The organism is Streptomyces sp. DT224 (genome assembly GCF_049844595.1).
Classification (GTDB): domain Bacteria; phylum Actinomycetota; class Actinomycetes; order Streptomycetales; family Streptomycetaceae; genus Streptomyces.
Genome location: NZ_JBNCLI010000003.1, coordinates 126776 through 150084, shown reverse-complemented (window position 1 = coordinate 150084; position 23309 = coordinate 126776). Strand labels below are relative to the sequence as shown.

Below are 23309 nucleotides of genomic sequence, written 5' to 3'. Positions count from 1 at the left end.
CCCCCACGGCCTTCACTCGCTCTTCCGGTGGCTCCGGAATCGCACCCGACGCCGTACAGCTTTTCGTCCGGCGGCCGGTCCGGGCGAGGCGTTTCACCTCTGGCCGAAACCCCGTGGTGACGTGCTGTTACGATTCGCATACTCTTGCGAGGGGGAATTGCAGGTGCAAGGGGTGGGAGTTCGGTGCTGCGTATCCATGTCTCCGGATGGGATCTTTCCCGGGTGCGGATGGCCTCCGGGCCGGACCCGCTGTGGGAGACCATTCTCAGCTTTCACCGGCTGAGGGACCGGAGGGCTTCCACGGTCTTCGGGAAATGGCGCACCGAAACCCGCCCACGGTTGAGCGGTGAAGTGCGTCTGCTGTCCGCGGTGGTCCCGCAGCGCGGCTATTTCCCCGACTTCCTGACGCCTTCTCAGGAGAACTCCGACCCGCTCGGCCTGGAAGCCGGAATGGAAGCCGTGCGCGCCACTCCGCCCGACCGCCTCCGGGCCGAGATCGCCCTCCTGGACGACCCCGGCGCCCGGCGCGCCGCCCGCCTCGGCCCCCTGCGCCAGGGCGGCGCCGAGCCCGTGGCCCGCCTCGTCGGCGCCTTACGGGACTACCACCGCGCCGCCGTCGAGCCCTACTGGCCGCACATCCGCTCCGCCGTCGAGGCCGACCGGGCGATCCGCGGCCGCGCCCTCCTGGACGGCGGCGCCGACGAACTGCTCGCCACGCTCCCCCCGGTCATCCGGTGGCGGGCGCCCGTCCTGGAGGCGGACTACCCCGTGGACCGCGACCTCCACCTGGACGGGCGCGGACTGCTCCTCCAGCCGTCCTACTTCTGCCGGGGCACCCCCGTCGTCCTGCGCGACCCCCTGCTCCCGCCGGTCCTGGTCTACCCGGTCGCCCACCCCGCCGCCCCCGCCTTCGCCGACCCCGGCCCCTCGCTCGGCCGGCTCCTCGGGCAGACCCGCTCCACGGTCCTGCGGGCCATCGGCGACGGCTGCACCACCAGCGAACTGGCCCGGCGCGCCGGGGTCTCCCTCGCCTCGGCCAGCCAGCACGCCTGCGTCCTGCGCGAGGCGGGGCTCGTCCACACCCTGCGGCACGGCAGCTCCGTCCAGCACACCCTGACCCCGCTGGGCGGCTCGTTGCTGAGGGGCGGGGCGCCGGTCGCGGTTTCGTGAGGGACCGCGTACGGAAAGGATCCCCGGCCGCACCGATGAGTTCCGGGCGCCCCCGGCGTCTACCTGTCGAGAAGCGCGCGACAGAAGCACACGGAGCCAGAGCACCGAGAGAGCGAGACGGCCATGCCCCAGATGATCTTCGTGAACCTGCCGGTCAAGGACCTGGAGACGTCGAAGAACTTCTTCGCGAAGCTGGGCTACTCCTTCAACCCGCAGTTCAGCGACGAGCGCACCGCCTGCCTCGTCATCAGCGACACGATCTTCGCCATGCTCCTCCAGGAGGAGCGCTTCAAGGACTTCACCAAGAAGGAGATCGCGGACGCCGCCTCGTCCACCGAGATGATTCTCGCGCTCAGCGCGGACAGCCGCGAGAAGGTGGACGAGCTGGCCGACGCCGCGCTCGCCAACGGCGGATCGCCCGCCAACGAGACGCAGGACCTCGGCTTCATGTACGGCCGCTCCTTCCAGGACCCCGACCACCACATGTGGGAGGTCATCTGGATGGACCCGTCCGCCGTCGAGGGCTGAGCCGCGGCGGGCTGGGCTACAGCCCCGGGTACGTCACCCCGGTCAGCTGCTCCGAGGCCACCCACAGGCGCTCGCCCGCCACATCGCCGCGTGTCCGGCCCGCCCGCCAGGACGGTGCGGGGGCGCCGCGCCAGCCCAGCACCCGGGGGCCGGTGAAGGAGTCGGGGCGCACGCCCGGCGCGGTGGCCGCGTACAGCGTGGGCAGGGCGCCCGCCGATGCCGGCTGGGCGACGAGGCGGTTGGCGATCCCCATGACCCGCTCCGCCGCCCTGCGGTTCTCCATCCGGGCCGCCGCCGTCTGGAGGTTGGTCGAGGCGTAGCCCGGGTGCGCGGCGGCGGCGACCAGTGCGCTGCCGGCCGCCGCGAGCCGCCGGGCCAGCTCGTGGACGAAGAGCAGGTTCGCGGTCTTCGAGCGGCCGTAGGCGGTCCAGCGGCGGTAGTTCCGCTCGCTGTTGAGGTCGCCCATGTCGATGTCGCCCAGGGCGTGCAGCCCGCTGGAGACGGTCACCACCCGGGCGCCCGCGGCGGCCAGCAGCTTCGGCAGCAGCAGCCCGGTGAGCGCGAAGTGCCCGAGGTGGTTGACGCCGAACTGGGTCTCGAAACCGTCGGCGGTCCGCCCGTACGGAAGGGCCATCACCCCGGCGTTGTTGATCAGCAGGTCGAGCCGGTCGGCCCGGAAGTCCTCGGCGAACGCGCGCACGGAGGACAGGTCGGCCAGATCGAGCGGGGCGAACTCCACGTCCGCGCCGCGCACCGCGTACCGGATGCGGGCCGCGGCCTCCTCGCCGCGCCGCTCGTCGCGGCAGGCGAGCAGCACCCTGGCTCCGCAACGGGCCAGCTCGCGGGCGGTGACGAGCCCGATCCCGCTGTTGGCCCCCGTCACCACGGCCGTGCGGCCGCTCTGGTCGGGTATGTCGCGCGCGCTCCAGCCGTGGGTCATGGATCAAGCGTACGACCGGGGCCACGGACGGCCGGAAGCACCCGTCCGGGGGTACTTCCGGCCGCTCGGCATGAACGGAGCGACTCAGTCCGCGCGTACCTCGAAGACCGGCACGGAGACCTCCTCGTCGTCCAGGCAGACGCCCGTCGCCAGGTCGAAGCGCTGCTTGAGCAGGGGCGACGCGACGAACGGCTGCCCGCCCTCCGAGCCGACCAGGCCGCGCGAGAGGACGTACGCCCCGGTGAACGGGTCGCGGTTGTCGATGGCGTACGTCCGCCCCGCCCGGTCCAGGAAGAGCGCGACCTGCCGGCCGTCCGGGAGGAGGGCGGCGACCCCGCGGCCGGGGGTCAGCAGCGAGCGGTCGCACACCGTGAGCCAGCCGTCCCCGGCGGCGAGCCGGACGGTCCGGGTGTCCTGCGCGGTCTCCAGCGTCTGCGTGGTCATCAGGAGGCGGTCCCTTCAAGAGTGCGGATGGCGAGAACCGGGCCCGCGAGGATGTCCAGGTCCGGCTTGACCTGGTCGCGTTCCGGGACGAACTTCACCGACGGGTCGGGCGCGTCGGGCGCGTTGACGAAGGTGACGAACCGGCGCAGCCGCTCGGGGTCGTTGATGGTCTCGGCCCACTCGTCGCGGTAGCCGCGGACGTGGTCGGCCATCAGCCGCTCCAGCTCCTCGCAGAGCCCCAGCTTGTCGTGCACGACGACGTCCCGGACGTGTTCCAGGCCGCCCTCGATGCGCTCCAGCCAGGCCGAGGTGCGCTCCAGCCGGTCCGCGGTGCGGATGTAGAACATCAGGAACCGGTCGATGAGCCGGACCAGTTCGGCGTCGGACAGGTCCTGGGCGAGCAGGTCGGCGTGGCGCGGGGTGGCGCCGCCGTTGCCGCCCACGTAGAGGTTCCAGCCGCCGGCCGTGGCGATGATCCCGAAGTCCTTGCCCCGGGCCTCCGCGCACTCCCGGGCACATCCCGAGACCGCCGACTTCAGCTTGTGCGGGGAGCGCAGCCCCCGGTAGCGCAGCTCCAGGTCGATCGCCATCTTCACGGAGTCCTGCACGCCGTAGCGGCACCAGGTCTGCCCGACACAGGACTTGACCGTGCGCAGCGACTTCCCGTACGCGTGCCCGGACTCGAAGCCGGCGTCGACGAGCCGGGTCCAGATCAGCGGCAACTGGTCGACGCGGGCGCCGAAGAGGTCGATGCGCTGACCTCCGGTGATCTTGGTGTAGAGCCCGAAGTCGCGGGCCACCTCGCCGATCACGATCAGCTTCTCCGGGGTGATCTCGCCGCCGGGTATGCGCGGCACGATCGAGTACGAGCCGTTGCGCTGGAGGTTGGCCAGGAAGTGGTCGTTGGTGTCCTGCAGGGCCGCCTGCTCGCCGTCCAGGACGTACCCGCTGGCGCCGACCGTCGGGGCGAGCGAGGCGATGACCGAGCCGACCGCCGGCTTGCAGACCTCGCAGCCGTCGCCGCCCCGTGCCTCCTCCCGCCCGTGGGAGTCGAGGAGGTCCGCGTACGAGGTGATGCGCAGGGTGCGGACGATCTCGTACAGCTCGCTGCGGGTGTACGCGAAGCAGCCGCACAGGCCCGCGTCCGCGCTCTGCGGGAGCAGCTGGCCGATCACCTTGACGCAGCTGCCGCAGCCGGTGCCCGCCTTGGTGCACTTCTTCACCTCGGGCAGCGTGGTGTGCTCGCAGATCGCGCCCTTGGTGACGTTGTGGCAGGAGCAGATCACCGCCTCGTCGGGCAGCGCGGACGGGCCGAGCGCCACCGGGCCGCCCGCCCCCGCCGGGAGCACCAGCTGCTCCGGGGCGACCGGCAGCACGCTCCCGGTCATCGGGCGCAGCGTGCCGTACTGGTCGGCGTCGCCGACGAGGACCCCGCCCAGCAGGGTGCCGTCCGCCGCCACCACCAGCTTCTTGTAGACGCCGGACCGGGCGTCCGAGTACACCACGTCGAGGCAGCCCTCGGTGGTGCCGTGCGCGTCGCCGAACGAGGCCACGTCCACCCCGAGCAGCTTCAGCTTGGTCGACAGGTCGGCGCCCGTGAACGCGGCCGCCTTGCCGGCGATCACCTCGGCGGCCGTCAAAGCCATCTCGTAACCCGGCGCCACCAGCCCGTACACCCGGCCGTCCGAGGCGAGCGCGCACTCGCCGATGGCGAAGACCGCCGGGTCGGAGGTCCGGCACTCCTCGTCCACGACGATCCCGCCGCGCGGCCCGACGGCGAGCCCGCACTCCCGGGCCAGCTGGTCGCGGGGGCGCACCCCGGCCGAGAACACCACCAGGTCCGTGGCCAGCGCGGAGCCGTCGGAGAGCGCCATCCCGGTCACCGCGCCGTCCTCGCCCGCGGTCACCTCCTGCGTGCCGACCCCGGTGTGGACGGTCAGGCCCATGTCCTCGATGGTGCGCAGCAGCGCGGCGCCGCCGCCCTCGTCCACTTGGACCGGCATCAGCCGGGGCGCGAACTCCACCACGTGCGTGTCCAGGCCGAGGCCCTTCAGCGCGCCGGCCGCCTCCAGCCCCAGCAGCCCGCCGCCGACCACCGCGCCGGTCGTCGCGCCCTTCGCGTACTCCTCGATGGCGAGCAGGTCCTCGATCGTCCGGTAGACGAAGCAGCCGGTGCTGTCCTTGCCGGGGACCGGCGGTACGAACGGGTACGACCCGGTCGCGAGCACCAGCGTGTCGTACGCGAAGACCTCGCCGGACCGCGCGGTGACCGTACGGGCCGAGCGGTCCACGGCGACCGCCGGGTCCCCGAGCCGCAGCTCGAAGCCGTGCCGCTCCATGAAGCCGTCCTCGGCCAGCGACAGCTCGTCCGGGGTCTTCCCCGCGAAGTACGAGGTCAGCTGGACGCGGTCGTAGGCGGCGCGGGGCTCCTCGCACAGGACGACGACCCGGGCGGTCCCGGCGGCGCCGGTGAGACCGCGCTCGGCCAGGGCCTCCAGGAAGCGCTGGCCGACCATCCCGTGCCCGACGACCACGAGCGTCGGCACGGCGGCAGGGCCTGAGGTGGGGGCGGTCGGGGGAGTGGACACCGGCATCTCGGGGCCTCCGTCGTCGGTGAGCAGATTCGGCAGGGCCACAGGCGCCGGGCCTGTGTGCTCATGACCGCAAGCGTGTCCCGGCGGTGTTACCCGGCCGGTTCCCCGCTGTTTCCCGGGAGGAACCTTGCGCTCAGCACCCGCCGAAAAGGTCTGTGAGGCGGCCGGCGGAGGCCGGAAAAGGGGCCTTGTCCTGCGGAAACCTCAGACTTGGCTCAACTTTCCCGGTCCGGCCCCGGGATGGTTGGACTATGCACGCGTCCCCTCCATAGGGTCGTGCTCATGCCGGACATCACTCTGACCACCCTGGTCGTGCTGTGCCTCGCCGCCGCCGCGGCGGGCTGGGTCGACGCGGTGGTCGGCGGCGGCGGACTGCTCCTGCTGCCCGCGCTGCTGCTCGGTCTGCCGCACCTCCCCGCCGCGCAGATCCTCGGCACCAACAAGGCGGTCGCCATCGTCGGCACCTCGGGCGCCGCCGTCACCTACGCGCGCAAGGCGCCCGTGAAGGTGGGCACGGCGGTCCGGATCGGGCTCGCGGCCCTGGCCGGTTCGATGACCGGTGCGTTCTTCGCCGCCGGGATCAGCAGCGAGGTGCTGCGCCCGGTGATCATGGTGGTGCTGCTGGCCGTCGCCGCGTTCGTGATGCTGCGGCCCCAGTTCGGCCGGGCCGCCGGGGAAGGCGTCCCGCCGCTGGTCACCCGGGCCCGCAGGATCACCGCGATCGTCCTGGTGGGCGGCGGCATCGGCCTGTACGACGGCCTGTTCGGACCCGGTACGGGAACCTTCCTGGTGCTCGCCCTGACCGCCGTGCTCCACCTCGACCTGGTGACCGCGTCGGCCACCGCGAAGATCGTCAACGTCTGCACCAACGCCGGGGCGCTGGCGATGTTCGCCCACCAGGGCAACGTCCTGTGGCAGCTGGCGGCGCTGATGGCGGTGTTCAACCTGGCGGGCGGGCTGCTGGGCGCGCGGATGGCGCTGCGCAAGGGCAGCGAGTTCGTCCGCGGGGTCCTGCTGGTGGTGGTGTTCTCGCTGGTGGCGAAGCTCGGGTTCGACCAGTGGCAGAGCTGATTCCCTGTACGGCGGGGCTCAGCGCACGCTCGTGAGGTGGGCGTACGCCACCACGTTCCCCCGGTAGCCGGTCGCCTCGGAGTACCCGCCGCCGCAGGTGATCAGCCGCAGTGAGGCGTGCGCGGAGGCGCCGTAGACCCGCTGGTCGGGGAAGTCGTCGTTCTCGTACACCTCGATCGCGTCGAGCGTGAAGACGGCGGTGCGGCCGTCCTGCCGGTCCACCTCGACGGTGCTGCCCTTCTTCAGTGAGCCCAGGTCGTAGAAGACGGACGGTCCCTCCGCGTTGTCGACGTGGCCGGCGACGATCGCGGTGCCCCTGGCGCCCGGCGGCGTGCCGTCCTTGTACCAGCCGACGATGTCCGTGTTCCCGGCCGGCGGCACGTCCAGGCTGCCGTCGGCCCCGAGCCCGAGCCGCATCATCGGCGCGTCGACCCGGATGGCGGGAATCCGGATGCGTACCGGCGCGGAGGGGCGCAGCGGCTCGGCGACCGGGGAGCCGGGCAGCAGGGCGGGCCCGGCGGCGAACGCCTGGGCGGCGGCCGGGCCCGGCGGGGTGAGCCGGGTGCCCGCGCCGTTCTGGATCAGCCAGACACCGGCCAGCGCCACGACGACGAGCAGCCAGCCCTTGGCCTTCTGGGACACGGGGGTCCTCCGGGGTACGGAAGCGGAAAACGGTCCCGTCCCGGTGGCGCGGGGCCACCGGGACGGACACCGGGCGGTACGGAGGGGTGGATGCCTCCGTCAGCCGGCGTCCCGCGTGCCGCTCGCCCGGCGACGCAGGAGCCAGGCTCCGCCGACGGCGGCAGCGGCGAGTACGCCGGCTCCCGCCGCGATCTGGGTGGTGTCCGGGCCGACGCTGCCGCCGACTCCGGTCTTCACGTGCCCCGAGGGGGCGGTGGGGGCGGCCGAGGTGCGGTGCCCGGAGGGCGTCTCACGGCCGGCCCCGGTCTCGTCCCTCCCGGCCCCGGTCGGGCGCTCGGTGGGCGTGGTGCGGCCGGCCTCGGCGGGGGCGTCCGGGACGAGGCCGGAGCCGGCGGCCTCGGCGTCGAGACCGTCCAGGCCCTCCGTGTCCTCGTCGCCGCCCAGGCCGTCGAGGTCGGAGAAGTCGTACGTGGGCGAGTCGGCGGTCCCGGCGGGGTCCTCGGTGCCCGCCGCCCGGTCCGCGGCCTTCACCTCGATCTCGCCGGTGGCCTTCTTGCCGTTCGCGCAGTCCACGCCGATGCCGTACGACCCGGGCGCGACGCCGCCCGGCACCCGGAAGGAGCCGGCCAGGGCCTCTTCGAGGGAGGCGGGCGCCAGCGGGAACTCCGGGGCGTCCAGCGCGCTCGCGTCGCCGGTGGCGGCGCCGGCGCCGCCGCAGGCGGTGGTGTCCACGGTCACCGTGGCGCCCGGCGCGGCGCTGGCGGGGGTGATCCGCAGGGGTGCCGGCTCGTCCCCGTACGCGGACGGGGCGGCGGCGCCGAGGCCGACCGCGGCGGCGGCCAGGGCCGCGGCGGCGGTGCCGGTCACGAGTCGGGCAGGACGGCGCATGGGGTTTCCTCCGGAACGGGGGCGCTGGCGGGTGTGTCCTGGCTCCGAGCCAACAGCCGGACCGGCTCCCATGCCTGCTGACACCAAGTCAGCTGTCACCCGTCCGGCCCGGCGCGGCCTCCTTGCCACCCGGTGTCTGCGCAGGTCACAGGGGGGTCGGCAGGTGGTGTCCGCAGTCCGAGGTGTCCGGGTGCCGTTCGGGTGACGGCCACGCCGGATGATGTGGCGTAGATCACATGCGTGAGGCGCCGCTGAGCGGGAACACGCATCACAACCCCCCACGGGACGGCGTGCACAGCCGCCCCCGGCCGCCGCCCCCTCCGGACCTCTCCCCCCTGGGCCCGGAGGGGGCGGACTGCGTCAGGGGCGCCCAGGAGCGGCGGCCGACCACTCGACCACCGGCGGCCGGACGCGGGCGCAGAGCGGCCGCGCCCCGGCGTCCGAGAGCGGAAGCCGGGCGGTGAGATGCCGCGCGCGCACGGCCGCCGCCAGGACGGCCGGGTCGACGTCGGCGAACATCAGCTTGGCCCGCCGGAACATCGTGAACAGACCGTCCGCGTCGACCGTGCCCCAGGACAGGTACACGAAGCGCCCGCCGAGCCGGTTCTGCACGTACGGCCCCCGCACCGCGACCCCGTCCGCGTCCTCGCTCGCCGTGCACTCCAGGGTCCAGCGGGCGCCGGGCGCGTCGCCCGGGTGCAGGCCGATGACTTCGCCCGGGCCGTCCTTGCGCTGGACGCCCACGTGGATGTTCTCGTAGCCGGGGAAGCCGGGCCCGGCCGGGCAGGATCGCCCGGGCGGGCGTGATCCCTCGATGTGGATCAGCAGGGGAGTCTCCATGGGTCAGACCGCCTCGCCCGGCGCGCCGTCGTACGCCGCCGCCAGTCGTTCCATCAGCTCGGCGTCGACCGTGAACGCGGTGTCGTCGATCCGGGCGACCGGGGCCATGCCCAGCGAGTTGGTGAGGAACGCCGACCGGAACGCCCCGAGGCCGTCCAGGGTCACGGTCCGGCGCGACGACTCCAGGCCCACGCCCGGAAGCTCGCGTTCCAGGACACCCATGGTCACGCCGGACAGGGCGGGGGCCTGCGGCCAGGTGATCGCGGTGCCGTCCCAGAACCCGATGTTGGTGAACGCGCCCTCGGTCACCGAGCCGTCGGGCAGGGTCAGCAGCGCGTCGTCGTAACCGGCGCGGCGGGCCAGGTTCGCGTAGTAGGTCTGGCCGAACTCGCCGGGCCGCTTGAGGTGCGCGGCGGTCCGGGCGAACGGGACGGACATCAGGGCCTTGGGCTCCGGGGGCATCCCGCCCGGCTCCCGTACCGTCACCATGACGGTCGTCGCGGTGCTCCCCGGCGGCAGATACGCGTGTACCCGCACCGAGGCGTCCGCCATGCCCGCGCTCTTTGACGCGTGCCGGATCAGCCGGCGCACCAGGGCCCCGTCCAGAGGGAGTCCGAACAGCTCGCGGTTGGCCGCGTCCAGCCGGGCCAGGTGCAGGTCCAGGCCGCGCACCCGGCCCTCGCGTACCTGCATCGCCGTGAAATGGCCGTAGTTGAAGAACAGTGCCTGGCTCAGATCGTCCTGGGTGGCGGGCCGGCCGTCGAACTCTGCGTACGGGAGGGCCGCCGCTGCTGGAGTCGTCATGCGGCCACGGTATGCGGGCGTCGGCACCCGGCGGGAGGCGCGTTCCCGGCCGCGCTTGACCTCAACCATGGTTGATGTACGAACGTCTTCGCCATGGACCTCATCACCGCGGAATCCACCGCCACCGCCCTGCCCGAGACCGCCCCCCTGAAGGTGGCCGTCATCCTCGCCAGCAACCGCGAGGGCCGGTTCGCCCCCGTCATCGCCGACTGGTTCCTCGCCCACGCCGACGCCCATCCCGCGATGGAGACGGACGTGCTCGACGTCGCCGGCCTCGACCTGCCGACCGCGCTCTCCTACCGCCTGGAACCCGGGGCCAGGGAGGTGCTGGCCGGGGTCTCGGCCAGGCTGGCCCGGGCGGACGCCTTCGTCGTCGTCACCCCCGAGTACAACCACTCCTACCCGGCGCCCCTGAAGAACCTCATCGACTGGCACCGCGACGAGTGGCAGGCCAAGCCCGTCGCGTTCGTCTCCTACGGAGGGGTCTCCGGCGGACTGCGCGCGGTCGAGCACCTGCGGCAGGTCTTCGCGGAGCTGCACACCGTGTCGATCCGCGACACCGTCTCCTTCCACAACGCCGGCGCCCAGTTCGACGACGAGGGCAGGCACCGCGACCCCGCCGGGCCGGACGCCGCCGTGAAGACGCTGCTCGACCAGCTCGTCTGGTGGGGCCGCGCACTGCGGGACGCCAAGAGGGCCCACCCGTACGGCGGCTGATGGCGCGGCGGGAGGCGGGGCCCCACAATCGGGAGGGACCGCCGACCGCTGCGAGAAGAGGACGAAGTGACGACGCCGCCGGCATGGCTGACCGTACTGACCACGACGGACAGCGAGGAGAAGGCCAGGGAACTGGCGCGGGGCATGGTCGAGGCGCGGCTCGCCGCGTGCGTCCAGATCTCCGCGCCCGTCACCTCCGTCTACCGCTGGCAGGGCGCCATCGAGGCCACCGAGGAGTGGCAGCTGTTCTGCAAGACGACGGCCGAGCGGTACGAGGAGTTGGAGGCCCACCTCCAGGAGGCGCACGACTACGACACCCCGGAGATCATCGCCCTGCCGGTCCTCCGGGGCAGCGCCCGCTATCTGGGCTGGGTCTCCGCCGAGACGGCCCCGGTCACCTCGGTCTGAGGGGCGGTCAGCGGGAGGCCGCCGCCAGTGCGTCGCCCACGCCCGGTTCCCGGGGGCCCAGGAAGTGCGGGTCCGGCTCGAACAGGGCGTCGAGCGCCGCCTTGCCCGCCGCGAACACCTCCCGCGTCCCGCCGTAGTACCAGGTGACGTCGTGCTTGTCGTCCACCCCGACCCCGTACGCGTCGATCCCCGCCGCCCGGCACAGCGCGATGGCCCGGCGGATGTGGAACCCCTGGCTCACCAGCACCGCCCGGTCGACGCCGAAGATCTTCTTCGCCCGCACGCACGAGTCCCAGGTGTCGAACCCCGCGAAGTCGCTGACGATCCGGTCGTCCGGCACGCCCTTCCCGACCAGGAACGCCCGCATCGCGTCCGGCTCGTCGTACTCCGCGCGGCTGTTGTCCCCGGTCACCAGGACGACCTCCACCTTCCCGTCCCGGTAGAGCGCGGCGGCCGTCCGCAGCCGGTTCGCGAGGTACGGGGACGGCTTCCCGTCCCACAGCCCCGCCCCGAACACCACCGCGACCTGCCGGGCGGGCACGTCCTCGACGGTCCTGATCCGGGCATCGGCCACCACGTGCAGCCAGGTCGCCGGCGCGAGGGCCAGCACACACGCGGCCATCAGCCCCTGCACGGCCCGCCGCCGCCCCCGACGGGTCCTCGGCAGCCGGGGCCGCAGCCGGCGGGCGGCCCCCCGCAGCCGGGCACCCACCCGCTCGCTCCCCGGCGTCCGCCGCATCCATGCCCTCACTTGTCCGCCCCCTGCCTCGGGGGTCCGACCGCCCCCGCTCTACTGGACGATCCGACGGCCGAAAGGGTTCTCCACCCGGCCCGCACGGTCCGCGTACCATCGGGCGATGTCGCTTCCACGGTTGATCGCCTCCGATCTCGACGGCACCCTTCTGCGCGGTGACGGCACGCTCTCGCCCCGCACCCTGCGCGCCCTGCGCACCGCCGAGGAGGCCGGGGCGGAGATCGTCATCGTGACCGCCCGGCCGCCGCGCTTCGTGGACCGGCTGGCCGAAGCCACCGGACTCGTGGGCACGGCGGTGTGCAGCAACGGCGCCCTCGTCTACGACATGGCGAGCCGCAGCGTCGTCTCCTCCCAGGTGCTGCCCCTGGCCGTGGCCCGGCAGGTCGCCACCGCGCTCGCTGCGGCCGTCCCGGGCGTCGGCTTCGCCCTGGAGACCGGTGACCGGGTCTTCTACGAACCCGCCTACCGGCTGCGCCTGTCCGAGGACGAGGGCGCCGAACTCCCCGTCGCCTCCCTCGCCGAGCTGTGGCTCACCGACGCCCCCGTCACCAAGCTGCTCGCCTGGTCGGAACAGCTCGACGCGGACACCCTGCTCGCCGCCGCCCGCCAGGGCGCCGGCGACACCGTCCAGCTGACCCACTCCGGCGGGCGCGGGCTGCTGGAGATCAGCGCGCCCGGCGTCCACAAGGCCGGCGCGCTCGCGGCGCTGTGCGCGCAGCGCGGCATCGAGGCGGCGGACGTCATCGCGTTCGGCGACATGCCCAACGATCTCACCGTCCTCACCTGGGCCGGGACGGGCTACGCCATGGCCAACGCCCACCCGGCGGTGCTCGCCGCCGTACCGACGCACGCCCGGACCAACGAGGAGGACGGGGTGGCCCAGGTCATCGAGCACCTGTTCGCGGCGGACCGGAGCCACGCGCCCCGGAGCACCTCGCCCTGAAGGCCGCCCGTGAGCCGCCGGCAAAGCCCCGTGACCGGCACGCAACGCCCCGGCAACGTCCGTCCGCCACCATCACCCCATGCACCGCATCCGGCACCTCCCCGCCAACCCCCCGGCGTCCGCCGCCCCCGCCCTGGTCGCCGTCGCCCACGGCAGCCGGGACCTCCGCACCCCGCGCGCCGTGGCCGCGCTCCTGGACCGGGTCCGCGAACTGCGCCCCGGGCTCGACGTCCGCCTCGGCCACATAGAGCTCAACGCGCCGCTCCTGCCGGACGCCCTGCACGCCCTCGGCGCCGGTGAGGCCGTCCTCGTACCGCTGCTGCTCGGGCGCGGGCACCACGTCAAACACGACATCCCCGCGTCCGTCGCCGCCGCCCCCGCCCTGCGGGCCCGGGTCGCCGCGCCCCTCGGGCCGCACCCGCTGCTGGTGGAGGCGTTGCACGACCGGCTCACCGAGGCCGGGTGGCACGCTTCGGACCGGGGGAACCGCGACAGCGCCGTCGTGCTCGCCGCCGCCGGGTCGCGCGACCCGGAATCGGCCGCCGACACCCGGCACACCGCACGGCTCCTCGGGGAACGGCTCGGCGGCGTGCCCGTCGTGCCCGCCTACGCCTCCGCCGCCTCGCCCACCGTGCCGGCCGCCGTGCGCGCGCTCGCCGCCCGGGGCCACCGCAGGATCGCCGTCGCCTCGTACTTCACCGCGCCCGGCCGCTTCGCCTCCGCCGCCGCCGCCCACGCGCCCTGGATCGCCGCCGCGCCGCTCGGCGCCCACCCCGCGCTGGCCCGGCTGCTCCTGCACCGCTACGACCAGGCGCGCGCGGCCGGAGCCGCCGCGTACGACATACCCATGAACACACGTTTTCCGGCCTCCGCCTGACCCGTCCTGTCGGTGCGGCGGATTACTGTCGGACCCATGAACGGCACGGACGGCACACAGCACCCCGGTACGGCGCCCTACGGCCCCGCCGACGCCGAGCGCTGGGACCCCGAGCCGGACAAACGCCCCGGCCGCACCGCCTTCCAGCGCGACCGCGCCCGCGTGCTGCACTCCGCGGCGCTGCGCAGGCTCGCCGGGAAGACCCAGGTCGTCACGCCCGGCACCCGCGGCCCCGCCTGGGACGCCAGCCCGCGCACCCGGCTCACCCACTCCCTGGAGTGCGCCCAGGTCGGTCGCGAGCTCGGCGCCGCCCTCGGCTGCGACCCCGACCTGGTGGAGGCGGCCTGCCTCTCCCACGACATGGGACACCCGCCTTTCGGCCACAACGGCGAACAGGCGCTCAACGACTTCGCCTCCGACTGCGGCGGCTTCGAGGGCAACGCCCAGTCGCTGCGGCTGCTCACCCGCCTCGAACCCAAGCGCTTCGTCCCCGACACCCGCACCGGCGACCTGGCCAGCGTCGGCCTCAACCTCACCCGCGCCGCCCTCGACGCCGCCACCAAGTACCCCTGGCCCAGGGACGCCCACCCCACCGTTCCCGGCTCGCCCAAATTCGGGGTCTACGAGGACGACCTGCCGGTCTTCCGGTGGTTCCGCGAGGGCGCGCCCCGCGACCGCACGTGCTTCGAGGCCCAGGTCATGGACTGGTCCGACGACGTGGCGTACTCCGTGCACGACTTCGAGGACGGGCTGCACGCCGGGCACATCGACCCCGACTGCCTGGAGGCCGAGCCGGAGCGCCGCGACATCTGGGACGTCGCCGTCGGCCGCTACGTCCCCGCCGACACCGACCCGCAGGAGCTGGCCGACGCGCTCGACCGGCTCACCGCCCAGGAGTGGTGGCCGCACGGCTACGACGGATCGGCCGTCGCCCAGGCCCGACTGAAGGACGCCACCAGCCAGCTGATCGGCCGCTTCTGCCTCGCCGCCGAGACCGCCACCCGCCAGGCGTACGGCACCGGACGCCTCACCCGGTACGCCGCCGAGCTGGTCGTCCCGCGCGACGCGCGCAACGAGTGCGCGGTACTCAAGGCCATCGCCGACCGCTACGTGATGCAGCGCGCCGAGCAGGAGGAGATCCGCGCCGACCAGCGCGTCGTCATCGCCGAGCTGGCCGCCGCGCTCACCGCCCGCGCCCCCGAAGGGCTCGAACCGCAGCTGCGCGCGCTGTACGAGGCGGCGCCCGACGACCGCGCCCGCAAGCGGGTCCTCGTGGACCAGATCGCCGCCCTCACCGACGCCTCCGCCCGCGCCCTGCACGCCCACCTCACCCGGGAGGGCGCCCGCCACCGGGAGTGACCTGATCGGGCCACACCCCCTTCCCCCACTACGCTGCGTGCGGGACGCTCGCAGTTGGCGCCGCGCAGCAAGCACCGAGGAGGCAACACGTGGTCGACGCACATCGGACGTTCGTCATCGTCGGCGGAGGGCTGGCCGGGGCGAAGGCAGCCCAGACGCTCCGGTCGGAGGGGTTCAGCGGCCGGGTCATCCTGATCGGCGACGAGCGCGACCATCCGTACGAACGCCCGCCGCTGTCCAAGGGCTACCTGACCGGGAAGGAGGACCGCGACAGCGTCTTCGTCCACGAGACCGCCTGGTACGCGGGCGCGGAGATCGAGCTCCATCTCGGCCAGACCGTCACCGCCCTGAACCGCGAAGCGCGCACCGTGGAGACGGGCGACGGCACCGTCATCCACTACGACAAGCTGCTCCTGGCCACCGGCGCCGAACCCCGCCGCCTCGACGTCCCCGGCACCGAACTGGCCGGCGTCCACCACCTGCGCCGCCTCGCCCACGCCGACCGGCTGCGCAACGTCCTCGCCGCCCTCGGCCGCGACAACGGCCACCTGGTCATCGCCGGGGCCGGCTGGATCGGCCTGGAGGTCGCGGCCGCCGCCCGCGGCTACGGCGCCGAGGTCACCGTGGTCGAACCGGAGGCGACCCCGCTGCTCCGGGTCGTCGGACCGGAGGTCGGCCAGATCTTCACCGAGCTCCACAGCGACCACGGCGTCCGCTTCCACTTCGGCGGCCGGCTCACCGAGATCGTCGGCCAGGACGGCATGGTCCTCGCCGTGCGCACCGACGACGGCGAGGAGCACCCCGCCCACGACGTCCTCGCCGCCATCGGCGCCGCCCCCCGCACCGGGCTCGCCGAGGCCGCCGGCCTGGAGATCGCCCCGCGCGAAGCGGGCGGCGGCATCGCCGTCGACGCCTCGCTGCGCACCAGCGACCCGCACATCCACGCCGCCGGCGACGTCGCGTGCGCCGCCCATCCGCTGCTCGGGACCCGGCTGCGGGTCGAGCACTGGGCCAACGCGCTGAACGGCGGCCCGGCCGCGGCCCGGGCCATGCTCGGCCAGGACGTCGCCTACGACCGGGTGCCCTACTTCTTCTCCGACCAGTACGACCTGGGCCTGGAGTACTCCGGCTGGGCCCCACCCGGCTCCTACGACCAGGTGGTCATCCGGGGCGACGCGGGCAAGCGCCGGTTCATCGCGTTCTGGCTGAAGGACCGCACCGTACTCGCCGGGATGAACGTCAACGTGTGGGACGTCACGGAGCACGTGCAGAAGCTGATCCGGGCCGGCCGGCCCGTCGACCCGGACGCCCTGGCCGACCCTTCGGTCCCCCTGGAAAGCCTGCTCTGAGCGGCCCCGGGCCGGTGCGCGGGCATCAGCCCCCGCACCCCGCGCCGGCCCGGGACCGCCCCCGCCCGCGGCGTCCCTGTCCGATGCCACCCGTAGACTTCAACGCGTGGCAGGCAGGATCAATGACGACGATGTGAAGGCGGTACGGGACGCGGTCCCGATCGACGCCGTCGTTTCCGAGTACCTCCAGCTGCGCAACGCGGGCGGGGGCAACCTCAAGGGCCTCTGCCCCTTCCACGACGAGAAGTCCCCCTCCTTCCAGGTCAGTCCGAGCAAGGGTCTCTTCCACTGCTTCGGCTGCCAGGAGGGCGGCGACACGATCGCCTTCGTGCAGAAGATCGACCACCTGACGTTCGCGGAGGTCGTCGAGCGGCTCGCCGCCAAGGCCGGCATCACCCTGCGCTACGAGGAGGGCGGCTACAACCCCTCCCACCAGCGCGGCGAGCGGATCAGGCTGGTCGAGGCGCACAAGGCGGCCGCCCAGTTCTACGTGGACCAGCTGAACGGCCCCGAGGCCGAGATCGGCCGCGCGTTCCTCGCGGACCGGGGCTTCGACCAGGCCGCCGCCGCCCACTTCGGCGTCGGTTACAGCCCGGCCGGCTGGGACCACCTCACCCGCTTCCTGCGCGGTAAGGGCTTCAGCGACAAGGAGCTGATCACCTCCGGCCTCTCCCAGGACGGCAGGCGCGGCCCCATCGACCGCTTCCGGGGCCGCCTGATGTGGCCCATCCGCGACACCGCCGGGGACGTCGTCGGCTTCGGCGCCCGCAAGCTCCGGGACGACGACAACGGCCCGAAGTACCTCAACACCCCCGAGACCCCGATCTACAAGAAGTCCCAGGTGCTGTACGGCATCGACCTGGCCAAGAAGGACATCGCCAAGTCCAGCCGGGCCGTCGTGGTCGAGGGCTACACCGACGTGATGGCCTGCCACCTCGCCGGGGTCACCACCGCCATCGCCACCTGCGGGACCGCCTTCGGCGGCGACCACATCAAGATCCTCCGCCGCCTCCTCATGGACAACGGCAGCGCCCGCGTGATCTTCACCTTCGACGGCGACGCGGCCGGCCAGAAGGCCGCCCTGCGCGCCTTCGAGGACGACCAGAAGTTCGCCGCCGAGACGTACATCGCCATCGCCCCGGACAACATGGACCCGTGCGACCTGCGCCTGGTCAAGGGCGACGACGCCGTCCGCGACCTGGTCGAACCGCGCACCCCGCTCTTCGAGTTCGCGCTGCGCCAGATCGTCGGGCGGTACGACCTGGAAACGCCGGCCGGCCGCGCCGCCGCGCTGGACGAGGCCGCCCCCGTCGTCGCCAAGATCAAGACGGGCAGCGTCCAGCGCGAGGTCGCCGTCCAGCTGGCCGGCTTCATCGGCATCCTGGACCAGGAGTACGTCGTCCACCGGATCAACCAGCTCGCCCAGTGGGCCCGGGGCCGGGGCGGCGACCGGCGCGGTCCCGCCCCCGCCTCCCGCGGTGGCGCCCGCCACCAGCAGGTCCAGGCCCAGCCCGTCCCCTCGGGACCCGCGCTCAACCTCCGCAGCCCCGCCCACCGCACCGAGCGCGAACTGCTCAAGCTCGCCCTCCAGCGCCCCGAGCTGGTCGCGCCCGCCTTCGACGCCTACGGGGCCGACGAGTTCACGGCACCCCCCTACACCGCCGTGCGCCAGTGCATCGAAGAAGCGGGCGGCGCCGAACAGGGCCTCGCCGACAGCCGCGAATATCTCGTCCGGGTCCTCGACGCCACGCCCAACGAAGCCGTGCGCAAGCTGATCACCGAGCTCGCGGTCGAGGTCTTCCACGGCAAGTCCATCGACGAGGCCTACGCCGGCGAGCACCTGGTCAAGGTCCGCCTGCGCGCCGTGGACCGCCGGATCAACGACGTCCAGAGCAGCCTGGCCCGCCTCGGCAGCAATGTGGCCCCCGACCACCTCGCAGCCGCGCAGAACGAGGTCTGGGTCCTCCAGCAGTACGCCCAGACCCTGCGCAACCACGGCGCCGCCGCGCTCTGACCCAGGGCCTGTAACGGAGCGGACTCAGAAAGTCACCGCACGCCCCTCGTGGCGGCTGTGTGTCGTACCCCACACTGGATGGCGGTGCCCTGAGTCATCGGAGCGCGGCCCCACCCCCGCGGTCCGGCAGCGATCACCTGGAGGTCGCCCCCGTGCAGACCCGGACCGTCACCGAAGCCGAACGCGCCCCGGCCGTCCCCGTGCAGGCCATGGCCGCGCGCCATCCCGAAGGGGTCATGGAGGAGCCCGACGAGCCCCCGGAGCCGCGCGGCAGACCGGAGGCCGGGCCCACCTCGGACCTGTTCCGCCAGTACCTGCGCGAGATCGGGCGCATCCCGCTGCTCACCGCAGCCGACGAGGTGGAGCTCGCCCGGCGCATCGAGGCCGGCCTGTTCGCCGAGGAACGCCTCGCCCGCACCCCGGACCCCGACACCCGCCTCGCCGTCGACCTGGACCGGCTCGTCGTCATGGGCCGCACGGCCAAGCGCCGCCTGATCGAGGCCAACCTGCGCCTCGTCGTCTCCGTCGCCAAGCGCTACGTGGGCCGCGGCCTGACCATGCTCGACCTCGTCCAGGAGGGGAACCTCGGGCTGATCCGCGCCGTTGAGAAGTTCGACTACGCGCGCGGCTACAAGTTCTCCACGTACGCGACCTGGTGGATCCGGCAGGCCATGTCCCGCGCCCTCGCGGACCAGGCGCGCACCATACGCGTCCCGGTCCACGTCGTGGAGCTGATCAACCGCGTCGTCCGGGTCCAGCGCCGCATGCTCCAGGAACGCGGCTACGAGCCCACGCCCGAGGAGATCGCCGCCCACCTCGACCTGACGCCCGAGCGGGTCGGCGAGATCCTGCGCCTCGCCCAGGAACCCATCTCGCTGCACGCCCCGGTCGGCGAGGAGGACGACGTCTCGCTCGGCGACCTCATCGAGGACGGCGACGCCGCGTCCCCCGTGGAGTCCGCCGCCTTCCTGCTGCTGCGCCGGCACCTGGAGGATGTGCTCTCCACGCTGGGCGAGCGCGAACGCGAGGTGGTCCAGCTGCGCTACGGGCTGGTCGACGGACGGCCGCGCACCCTGGAGGAGATCGGCCGCCTCTTCGGCGTGACCCGCGAACGCATCCGCCAGATCGAGTCCAGGACCCTCAACAGACTCCGCGACCACGCCTCCGCCGGCCAGCTCCGCGGCTACCTCGACTGACGCGCGGACGCGTACACCCGGGGCAGCCGCGAAGCGGCCGTACCGCTCAGTCGACCTCGGCGACCGCCTGGGCGAACTGCGCCGCGTACAGCCGGGCGTAGGCGCCCTTCGCGTCCAGCAGTTCGTCGTGCGTGCCCTGCTCCACGATCGAGCCGTTCTCCATGACCAGGATGACGTCGGCGTCCCGGATGGTGGAGAGCCGGTGCGCGATCACGAAGCTGGTACGGCCGTGCGCCAGGCCCGCCATCGCCTTCTGGATCAGCACCTCGGTCCGGGTGTCCACGGAGCTGGTCGCCTCGTCCAGCACGAGTATCACCGGGTCGGACAGGAACGCCCGGGCGATCGTGATCAGCTGCTTCTCGCCCGCGCTGACCCCGGAGCCCTCGTCGTCGATCACCGTGTCGTAGCCGTCCGGCAGGGTCCGGATGAAGCGGTCCGCGTGGGCCGCCCGCGCCGCCTCCTCGATCCGCTCCCGGCTGACGTCACCGGAGGCGCCGTAGGCGATGTTCTCCGCGATGGTCCCGCCGAACAGCCAGGTGTCCTGGAGGACCATGCCGATGCCGGAGCGCAGGTCCGCCCGCGACATCTTCGCGATGTCCACGCCGTCCAGCGTGATCCGGCCGCCCGTCACCTCGTAGAACCGCATCAGCAGGTTGACCAGCGTCGTCTTGCCGGCGCCCGTCGGGCCGACGATCGCGACCGTGTGGCCCGGTTCGACGTTCAGCGACAGGTCCTCGATGAGCGGCTTCTCCGGGTCGTAGCGGAACGACACGTGCTCCAGCGCGACGCTGCCGCGCAGGACGCCGGGGTGCTCGCCCTCGCCCTTCGCCGGGTCGGCCTCCTGCTCCTCGGCGTCCAGCAGTTCGAAGATCCGCTCCGCCGAGGCGACACCGGACTGCACCAGGTTCGCCATCGAGGCGACCTGGGTCAGCGGCATCGAGAACTGCCGCGAGTACTGGATGAACGCCTGCACGTCACCGATCGACAGCGAGCCGGACGCGACCCGGAGCCCGCCGACCACGGCGATCAGCACGTAGTTCAGGTTCGACACGAACATCATCAGCGGCTGCATGATCCCGCTGTTGAACTGCGCCTTGAACCCGGCCTCGTACAGCGCCTCGTTCTGCTCGGCGAAGTCCCTCGCGGACTCCTGCTGCCGGCCGAAGACCTTCACCAGGGTGTGGCCGGTGTACATCTCCTCGATGTGGGCGTTGAGCTTGCCCGTCACCTTCCACTGCTGCACGAACTGCGGCTGCGAGCGCTTGCCGACCTTCGTCGCCACGACCACCGACAGCGGCACGGTCACCAGCGCGACCAGCGCCAGCAGCGGCGAGATCCAGAACATCATCACCAGCACGCCGATGATCGTCAGCAGCGAGTTGATGAGCTGGCCCATCGTCTGCTGCATCGTCTGCGAGATGTTGTCGATGTCGTTCGTCGCCCGGCTCAGCACCTCGCCGCGCTTGGCTCGGTCGAAGTACGAGAGCGGCAGCCGCGACAGCTTGGTCTGGATGTCCTCGCGCAGCTGGAACACGACCCGGTTGATCACCCGGATCGACAGCCGCGTCGACACCAGCATCAGCAGCCCCGCGCCGACGTAGACCGCCAGCGCCATCAGCAGGACGTCGCCGACCGCGCCGAAGTCGATGCCCTGCCCCGGCGTGAAGTCCACCCCGGACAGCATGTCGGCCAGGCCGCTGTTGCTCCTGCGCAGGCCCTCGACCGCCTGCTCCTTCGTCGTGCCCGCGTCCATGGACCGGCCGATGACCCCGGCGAAGACCAGGTCGGTCGCCTTGCCGAGGATCTTCGGACCGAACACGGAGAGCCCGACGCTGAACGCGACCGCGACCAGCATCCCGTACAGGGTGTTCTTCTCGACGGCGAAGCGCTTCAGCAGCCGCTTCGAGGACCCCTTGAAGTCCATGGACCGCTCGGTCGGCGCCCCGCCCGCCATCATGCGTCCGCCAGGCCCGGCCATTACGCGGCCTCCGCTTCCGTCAGCTGGGAGAGCACGATCTCCCGGTACGTGTCATTGCCTTCCATCAGCTCGTGATGGGTGCCGGTTCCGACGACCCGCCCCTCGTCCAGCACGATGATCCGGTCGGCCTCCCGGATGGTGGACACCCGCTGGGCCACGATCACCACGGTCGCCTCGGCGGTCTCCCGCCCGAGCGCGGTACGCAGCGCCGCGTCGGTCGCGTAGTCCAGCGCCGAGAACGAGTCGTCGAAGAGGTAGATCTCCGGGCGCTGCACCAGCGTCCGCGCGATCGAGAGCCGCTGGCGCTGACCGCCGGAGACATTGGTGCCGCCCTGCGCGATCGGCGCGTCGAGCCCGTGCTCCAGGCCCTGGACGAACTCCTTCGCCTGGGCCACCTCCAGCGCGTGCCACAGCTCCTCGTCGGTCGCGTCCGGATTCCCGTACCGCAGGTTCGTCGCGACCGTCCCGGAGAACAGGTACGGCTTCTGCGGGACCAGGCTCACCGTTTTGGCCAGCAGTGCCGGGTCCAGCGTCCGCACGTCCGTCCCGTCGACCAGCACCTGGCCGTCCGTCACGTCGAACAGCCGGGGTACGAGCCCGAGCAGCGTCGACTTCCCGCTGCCCGTCGACCCGATGATCGCGGTCGTCTCGCCCGGCCGCGCCACCAGGTCGACGGCCCGCAGCACCGGCTCCTCGGCGCCCGGGTAGCGGAAGTCCGCGCCGCGCACCTCCAGGTGCCCGTGGGCGCGCAGCTCGCGCACCGGCTCGACGGGCGGGACGACGCTGGAATCCGTCTCCAGGACCTCCTGGATGCGCTCCGCGCACACCTCGGCGCGCGGCACCATCATGAACATGAAGGTCGCCATCATCACGGACATGACGATCTGCATCAGATAGGCGAGGAACGCGGTCAGCGCGCCGATCTCCATCCCGCCGCTGTCGATGCGGTGCGCACCGAACCAGACCACGGCGATGGACGACACGTTCACGACGGTCATCACCGTCGGGAACATCAGGGCCATCAGCCGGCCCGTGGACAGCGCCACGTCCGTCAGCTCGGTGTTGGCACCCCGGAAGCGCCCCTCTTCGTACGCGTCGCGCACGAACGCGCGGATGACCCGGTTGCCGGTGATCTGCTCGCGCAGCACCCGGTTCACCGTGTCGAGGCGCTTCTGCATCTGGCGGAACAGCGGGCGCATCTTCCGCACGATCAGGCTGACCGCGACCCCGAGGACCGGCACCACCGCGAGCAGTACCGCCGAGAGCGGCACGTCCTGGCCCAGCGCCATGATGACGCCGCCGACACACATGATCGGCGCCGACACCATCAGCGTGAACGTCATCAGGACCAGCATCTGTATCTGCTGGACGTCATTGGTCGTACGGGTGATCAGCGACGGGGCGCCGAACCGCCCGACCTCGCGCGCGGAGAAGGACTGCACCCGGTCGAAGACCGACGCCCGCACGTCCCGCCCGAGCGCGGACGCGGTGCGGGCGCCGATGTAGACGGCCCCGATGTTGCAGACCACCTGGGCGATGCTGACGACGATCATCACGCCGCCGTACTGGAGGATGTAGCCCGTGTCCCCCCGCACGACACCGTTGTCGATGATGTCGGCGTTGAGGGTCGGCAGATAGAGCGTGGCGCAGGTCTGCAGCAGCTGGAAGACGACCAGCACCGCGATCGGTTTCTTGTACGGACCGAGATAGGCCCGCAGGATTTTTATGAGCACGCGTGTCTCTCGGAGTCGGCGTAGGTCGGGGGAGCCGACCCATCTTCCGGCACCGCTCAC

The 23309-nt window shown here is 72.8% G+C and carries 21 protein-coding genes; 11 read left to right on the top strand and 10 right to left on the bottom strand.

The window, feature by feature from the left end:
* Positions 1–183 precede the first annotated feature (183 nt).
* Positions 184–1170: a helix-turn-helix domain-containing protein gene (locus ACLQ2N_RS07850; protein ID WP_425810465.1), complete on the top strand. Its 987-nt coding sequence runs from the start codon at positions 184–186 to the stop codon at positions 1168–1170.
* A 123-nt stretch (positions 1171–1293) separates the two neighbouring features.
* On the top strand, positions 1294–1698 hold the full coding sequence (locus ACLQ2N_RS07845) for a VOC family protein (protein ID WP_425810463.1): 405 nt from the start codon (positions 1294–1296) through the stop codon (positions 1696–1698).
* A gap of 16 nt (positions 1699–1714) precedes the next feature.
* Here ACLQ2N_RS07845 and ACLQ2N_RS07840 read toward each other — a convergent pair whose 3' ends face one another.
* From ACLQ2N_RS07840 to nirB, 3 genes are all read right to left on the bottom strand, one after another.
* The gene (locus tag ACLQ2N_RS07840) at positions 1715–2638 is read right to left on the bottom strand and encodes an oxidoreductase (RefSeq protein WP_425810462.1); all 924 of its coding nucleotides are present in this window, start codon (positions 2636–2638) and stop codon (positions 1715–1717) included.
* 84 nt (positions 2639–2722) lie between these two features.
* The gene (gene nirD / locus ACLQ2N_RS07835; RefSeq protein WP_425810460.1) at positions 2723–3082 is read right to left on the bottom strand and encodes a nitrite reductase small subunit NirD; all 360 of its coding nucleotides are present in this window, start codon (positions 3080–3082) and stop codon (positions 2723–2725) included.
* A complete protein-coding gene (gene nirB, locus ACLQ2N_RS07830; RefSeq protein WP_425811308.1) occupies positions 3082–5676 on the bottom strand; it encodes a nitrite reductase large subunit NirB in 2595 nt (864 codons plus the stop codon). Before nirB ends, nirD begins: the two co-directional genes overlap by 1 nt.
* A gap of 282 nt (positions 5677–5958) precedes the next feature.
* Between nirB and ACLQ2N_RS07825 the strand changes: the two genes are divergently transcribed.
* A complete protein-coding gene (locus ACLQ2N_RS07825; RefSeq protein ID WP_425810458.1) occupies positions 5959–6747 on the top strand; it encodes a sulfite exporter TauE/SafE family protein in 789 nt (262 codons plus the stop codon).
* Positions 6748–6765: 18 nt separating this feature from the next.
* On the opposite strand, the gene ACLQ2N_RS07820 is transcribed toward ACLQ2N_RS07825, so the two are convergent.
* The 4 genes from ACLQ2N_RS07820 to ACLQ2N_RS07805 form a co-directional block, all read right to left on the bottom strand.
* Positions 6766–7389, bottom strand: coding sequence for a class F sortase (locus ACLQ2N_RS07820; protein WP_425810456.1), 624 nt, complete (start codon positions 7387–7389; stop codon positions 6766–6768).
* Positions 7390–7488: 99 nt separating this feature from the next.
* Entirely contained in the window at positions 7489–8277 is a 789-nt protein-coding gene (locus tag ACLQ2N_RS07815) for a hypothetical protein (RefSeq protein ID WP_425810454.1), read from the bottom strand.
* 360 nt (positions 8278–8637) lie between these two features.
* Complete coding sequence (locus tag ACLQ2N_RS07810; protein WP_425810452.1) at positions 8638–9117, bottom strand: DUF5990 family protein; 480 nt, start codon at positions 9115–9117, stop codon at positions 8638–8640.
* Between the two features lie 3 nt (positions 9118–9120).
* A complete protein-coding gene (locus ACLQ2N_RS07805; RefSeq protein ID WP_425810450.1) occupies positions 9121–9921 on the bottom strand; it encodes an aminotransferase class IV in 801 nt (266 codons plus the stop codon).
* A gap of 93 nt (positions 9922–10014) precedes the next feature.
* Between ACLQ2N_RS07805 and ACLQ2N_RS07800 the strand changes: the two genes are divergently transcribed.
* Both ACLQ2N_RS07800 and cutA read left to right on the top strand, forming a co-directional pair.
* Positions 10015–10638 (top strand): NADPH-dependent FMN reductase, encoded by a 624-nt coding sequence (locus tag ACLQ2N_RS07800; RefSeq protein WP_425810448.1) that lies wholly within the window; start codon positions 10015–10017, stop codon positions 10636–10638.
* A gap of 66 nt (positions 10639–10704) precedes the next feature.
* Complete coding sequence (gene cutA, locus ACLQ2N_RS07795) at positions 10705–11046, top strand: divalent-cation tolerance protein CutA (RefSeq protein ID WP_425810446.1); 342 nt, start codon at positions 10705–10707, stop codon at positions 11044–11046.
* Positions 11047–11053: 7 nt separating this feature from the next.
* Here cutA and ACLQ2N_RS07790 read toward each other — a convergent pair whose 3' ends face one another.
* Positions 11054–11785, bottom strand: coding sequence for a SanA/YdcF family protein (locus ACLQ2N_RS07790; RefSeq protein ID WP_425810444.1), 732 nt, complete (start codon positions 11783–11785; stop codon positions 11054–11056).
* A gap of 133 nt (positions 11786–11918) precedes the next feature.
* On the opposite strand from ACLQ2N_RS07790, the gene ACLQ2N_RS07785 reads away from it, so the two are divergent.
* From ACLQ2N_RS07785 to ACLQ2N_RS07760, 6 genes are all read left to right on the top strand, one after another.
* Complete coding sequence (locus tag ACLQ2N_RS07785; protein ID WP_425811306.1) at positions 11919–12743, top strand: Cof-type HAD-IIB family hydrolase; 825 nt, start codon at positions 11919–11921, stop codon at positions 12741–12743.
* A gap of 79 nt (positions 12744–12822) precedes the next feature.
* Complete coding sequence (locus tag ACLQ2N_RS07780) at positions 12823–13620, top strand: sirohydrochlorin chelatase (RefSeq protein ID WP_425810442.1); 798 nt, start codon at positions 12823–12825, stop codon at positions 13618–13620.
* A gap of 36 nt (positions 13621–13656) precedes the next feature.
* On the top strand, positions 13657–14979 hold the full coding sequence (locus ACLQ2N_RS07775; RefSeq protein WP_425810440.1) for a deoxyguanosinetriphosphate triphosphohydrolase: 1323 nt from the start codon (positions 13657–13659) through the stop codon (positions 14977–14979).
* An 89-nt stretch (positions 14980–15068) separates the two neighbouring features.
* Positions 15069–16328, top strand: coding sequence for an NAD(P)/FAD-dependent oxidoreductase (locus ACLQ2N_RS07770; protein WP_425810439.1), 1260 nt, complete (start codon positions 15069–15071; stop codon positions 16326–16328).
* 106 nt (positions 16329–16434) lie between these two features.
* Positions 16435–18342 (top strand): DNA primase, encoded by a 1908-nt coding sequence (dnaG, locus tag ACLQ2N_RS07765; RefSeq protein ID WP_425810437.1) that lies wholly within the window; start codon positions 16435–16437, stop codon positions 18340–18342.
* 152 nt (positions 18343–18494) lie between these two features.
* Positions 18495–19538 carry an RNA polymerase sigma factor gene (locus tag ACLQ2N_RS07760; RefSeq protein WP_425810435.1) on the top strand — a complete coding sequence of 348 codons (1044 nt, stop codon included), beginning with the start codon at positions 18495–18497 and terminating at the stop codon, positions 19536–19538.
* 46 nt (positions 19539–19584) lie between these two features.
* Here the strand turns inward: ACLQ2N_RS07760 and ACLQ2N_RS07755 are convergent, their stop codons facing one another.
* Together ACLQ2N_RS07755 and ACLQ2N_RS07750 are read right to left on the bottom strand one after the other, a co-directional pair.
* A complete protein-coding gene (locus tag ACLQ2N_RS07755; RefSeq protein WP_425810433.1) occupies positions 19585–21516 on the bottom strand; it encodes an ABC transporter ATP-binding protein in 1932 nt (643 codons plus the stop codon).
* Complete coding sequence (locus ACLQ2N_RS07750; protein ID WP_425810431.1) at positions 21516–23249, bottom strand: ABC transporter ATP-binding protein; 1734 nt, start codon at positions 23247–23249, stop codon at positions 21516–21518. Before ACLQ2N_RS07750 ends, ACLQ2N_RS07755 begins: the two co-directional genes overlap by 1 nt.
* Positions 23250–23309: the final 60 nt, after the last annotated feature.

Coding starts and splice junctions, on each gene's coding strand:
- nirB (WP_425811308.1), bottom strand. CDS start 5,676: ATGCCGGTGTCCACTCCCCCGACCGCCCCCACCTCAGGCCCTGCCGCC.
- ACLQ2N_RS07825 (WP_425810458.1), top strand. CDS start 5,959: ATGCCGGACATCACTCTGACCACCCTGGTCGTGCTGTGCCTCGCCGCC.
- ACLQ2N_RS07840 (WP_425810462.1), bottom strand. CDS start 2,638: ATGACCCACGGCTGGAGCGCGCGCGACATACCCGACCAGAGCGGCCGC.
- ACLQ2N_RS07815 (WP_425810454.1), bottom strand. CDS start 8,277: ATGCGCCGTCCTGCCCGACTCGTGACCGGCACCGCCGCCGCGGCCCTG.
- ACLQ2N_RS07780 (WP_425810442.1), top strand. CDS start 12,823: ATGCACCGCATCCGGCACCTCCCCGCCAACCCCCCGGCGTCCGCCGCC.
- ACLQ2N_RS07775 (WP_425810440.1), top strand. CDS start 13,657: ATGAACGGCACGGACGGCACACAGCACCCCGGTACGGCGCCCTACGGC.
- ACLQ2N_RS07790 (WP_425810444.1), bottom strand. CDS start 11,785: ATGCGGCGGACGCCGGGGAGCGAGCGGGTGGGTGCCCGGCTGCGGGGG.
- ACLQ2N_RS07800 (WP_425810448.1), top strand. CDS start 10,015: ATGGACCTCATCACCGCGGAATCCACCGCCACCGCCCTGCCCGAGACC.
- nirD (WP_425810460.1), bottom strand. CDS start 3,082: ATGACCACGCAGACGCTGGAGACCGCGCAGGACACCCGGACCGTCCGG.
- ACLQ2N_RS07810 (WP_425810452.1), bottom strand. CDS start 9,117: ATGGAGACTCCCCTGCTGATCCACATCGAGGGATCACGCCCGCCCGGG.
- ACLQ2N_RS07805 (WP_425810450.1), bottom strand. CDS start 9,921: ATGACGACTCCAGCAGCGGCGGCCCTCCCGTACGCAGAGTTCGACGGC.
- ACLQ2N_RS07755 (WP_425810433.1), bottom strand. CDS start 21,516: ATGGCCGGGCCTGGCGGACGCATGATGGCGGGCGGGGCGCCGACCGAG.
- ACLQ2N_RS07845 (WP_425810463.1), top strand. CDS start 1,294: ATGCCCCAGATGATCTTCGTGAACCTGCCGGTCAAGGACCTGGAGACG.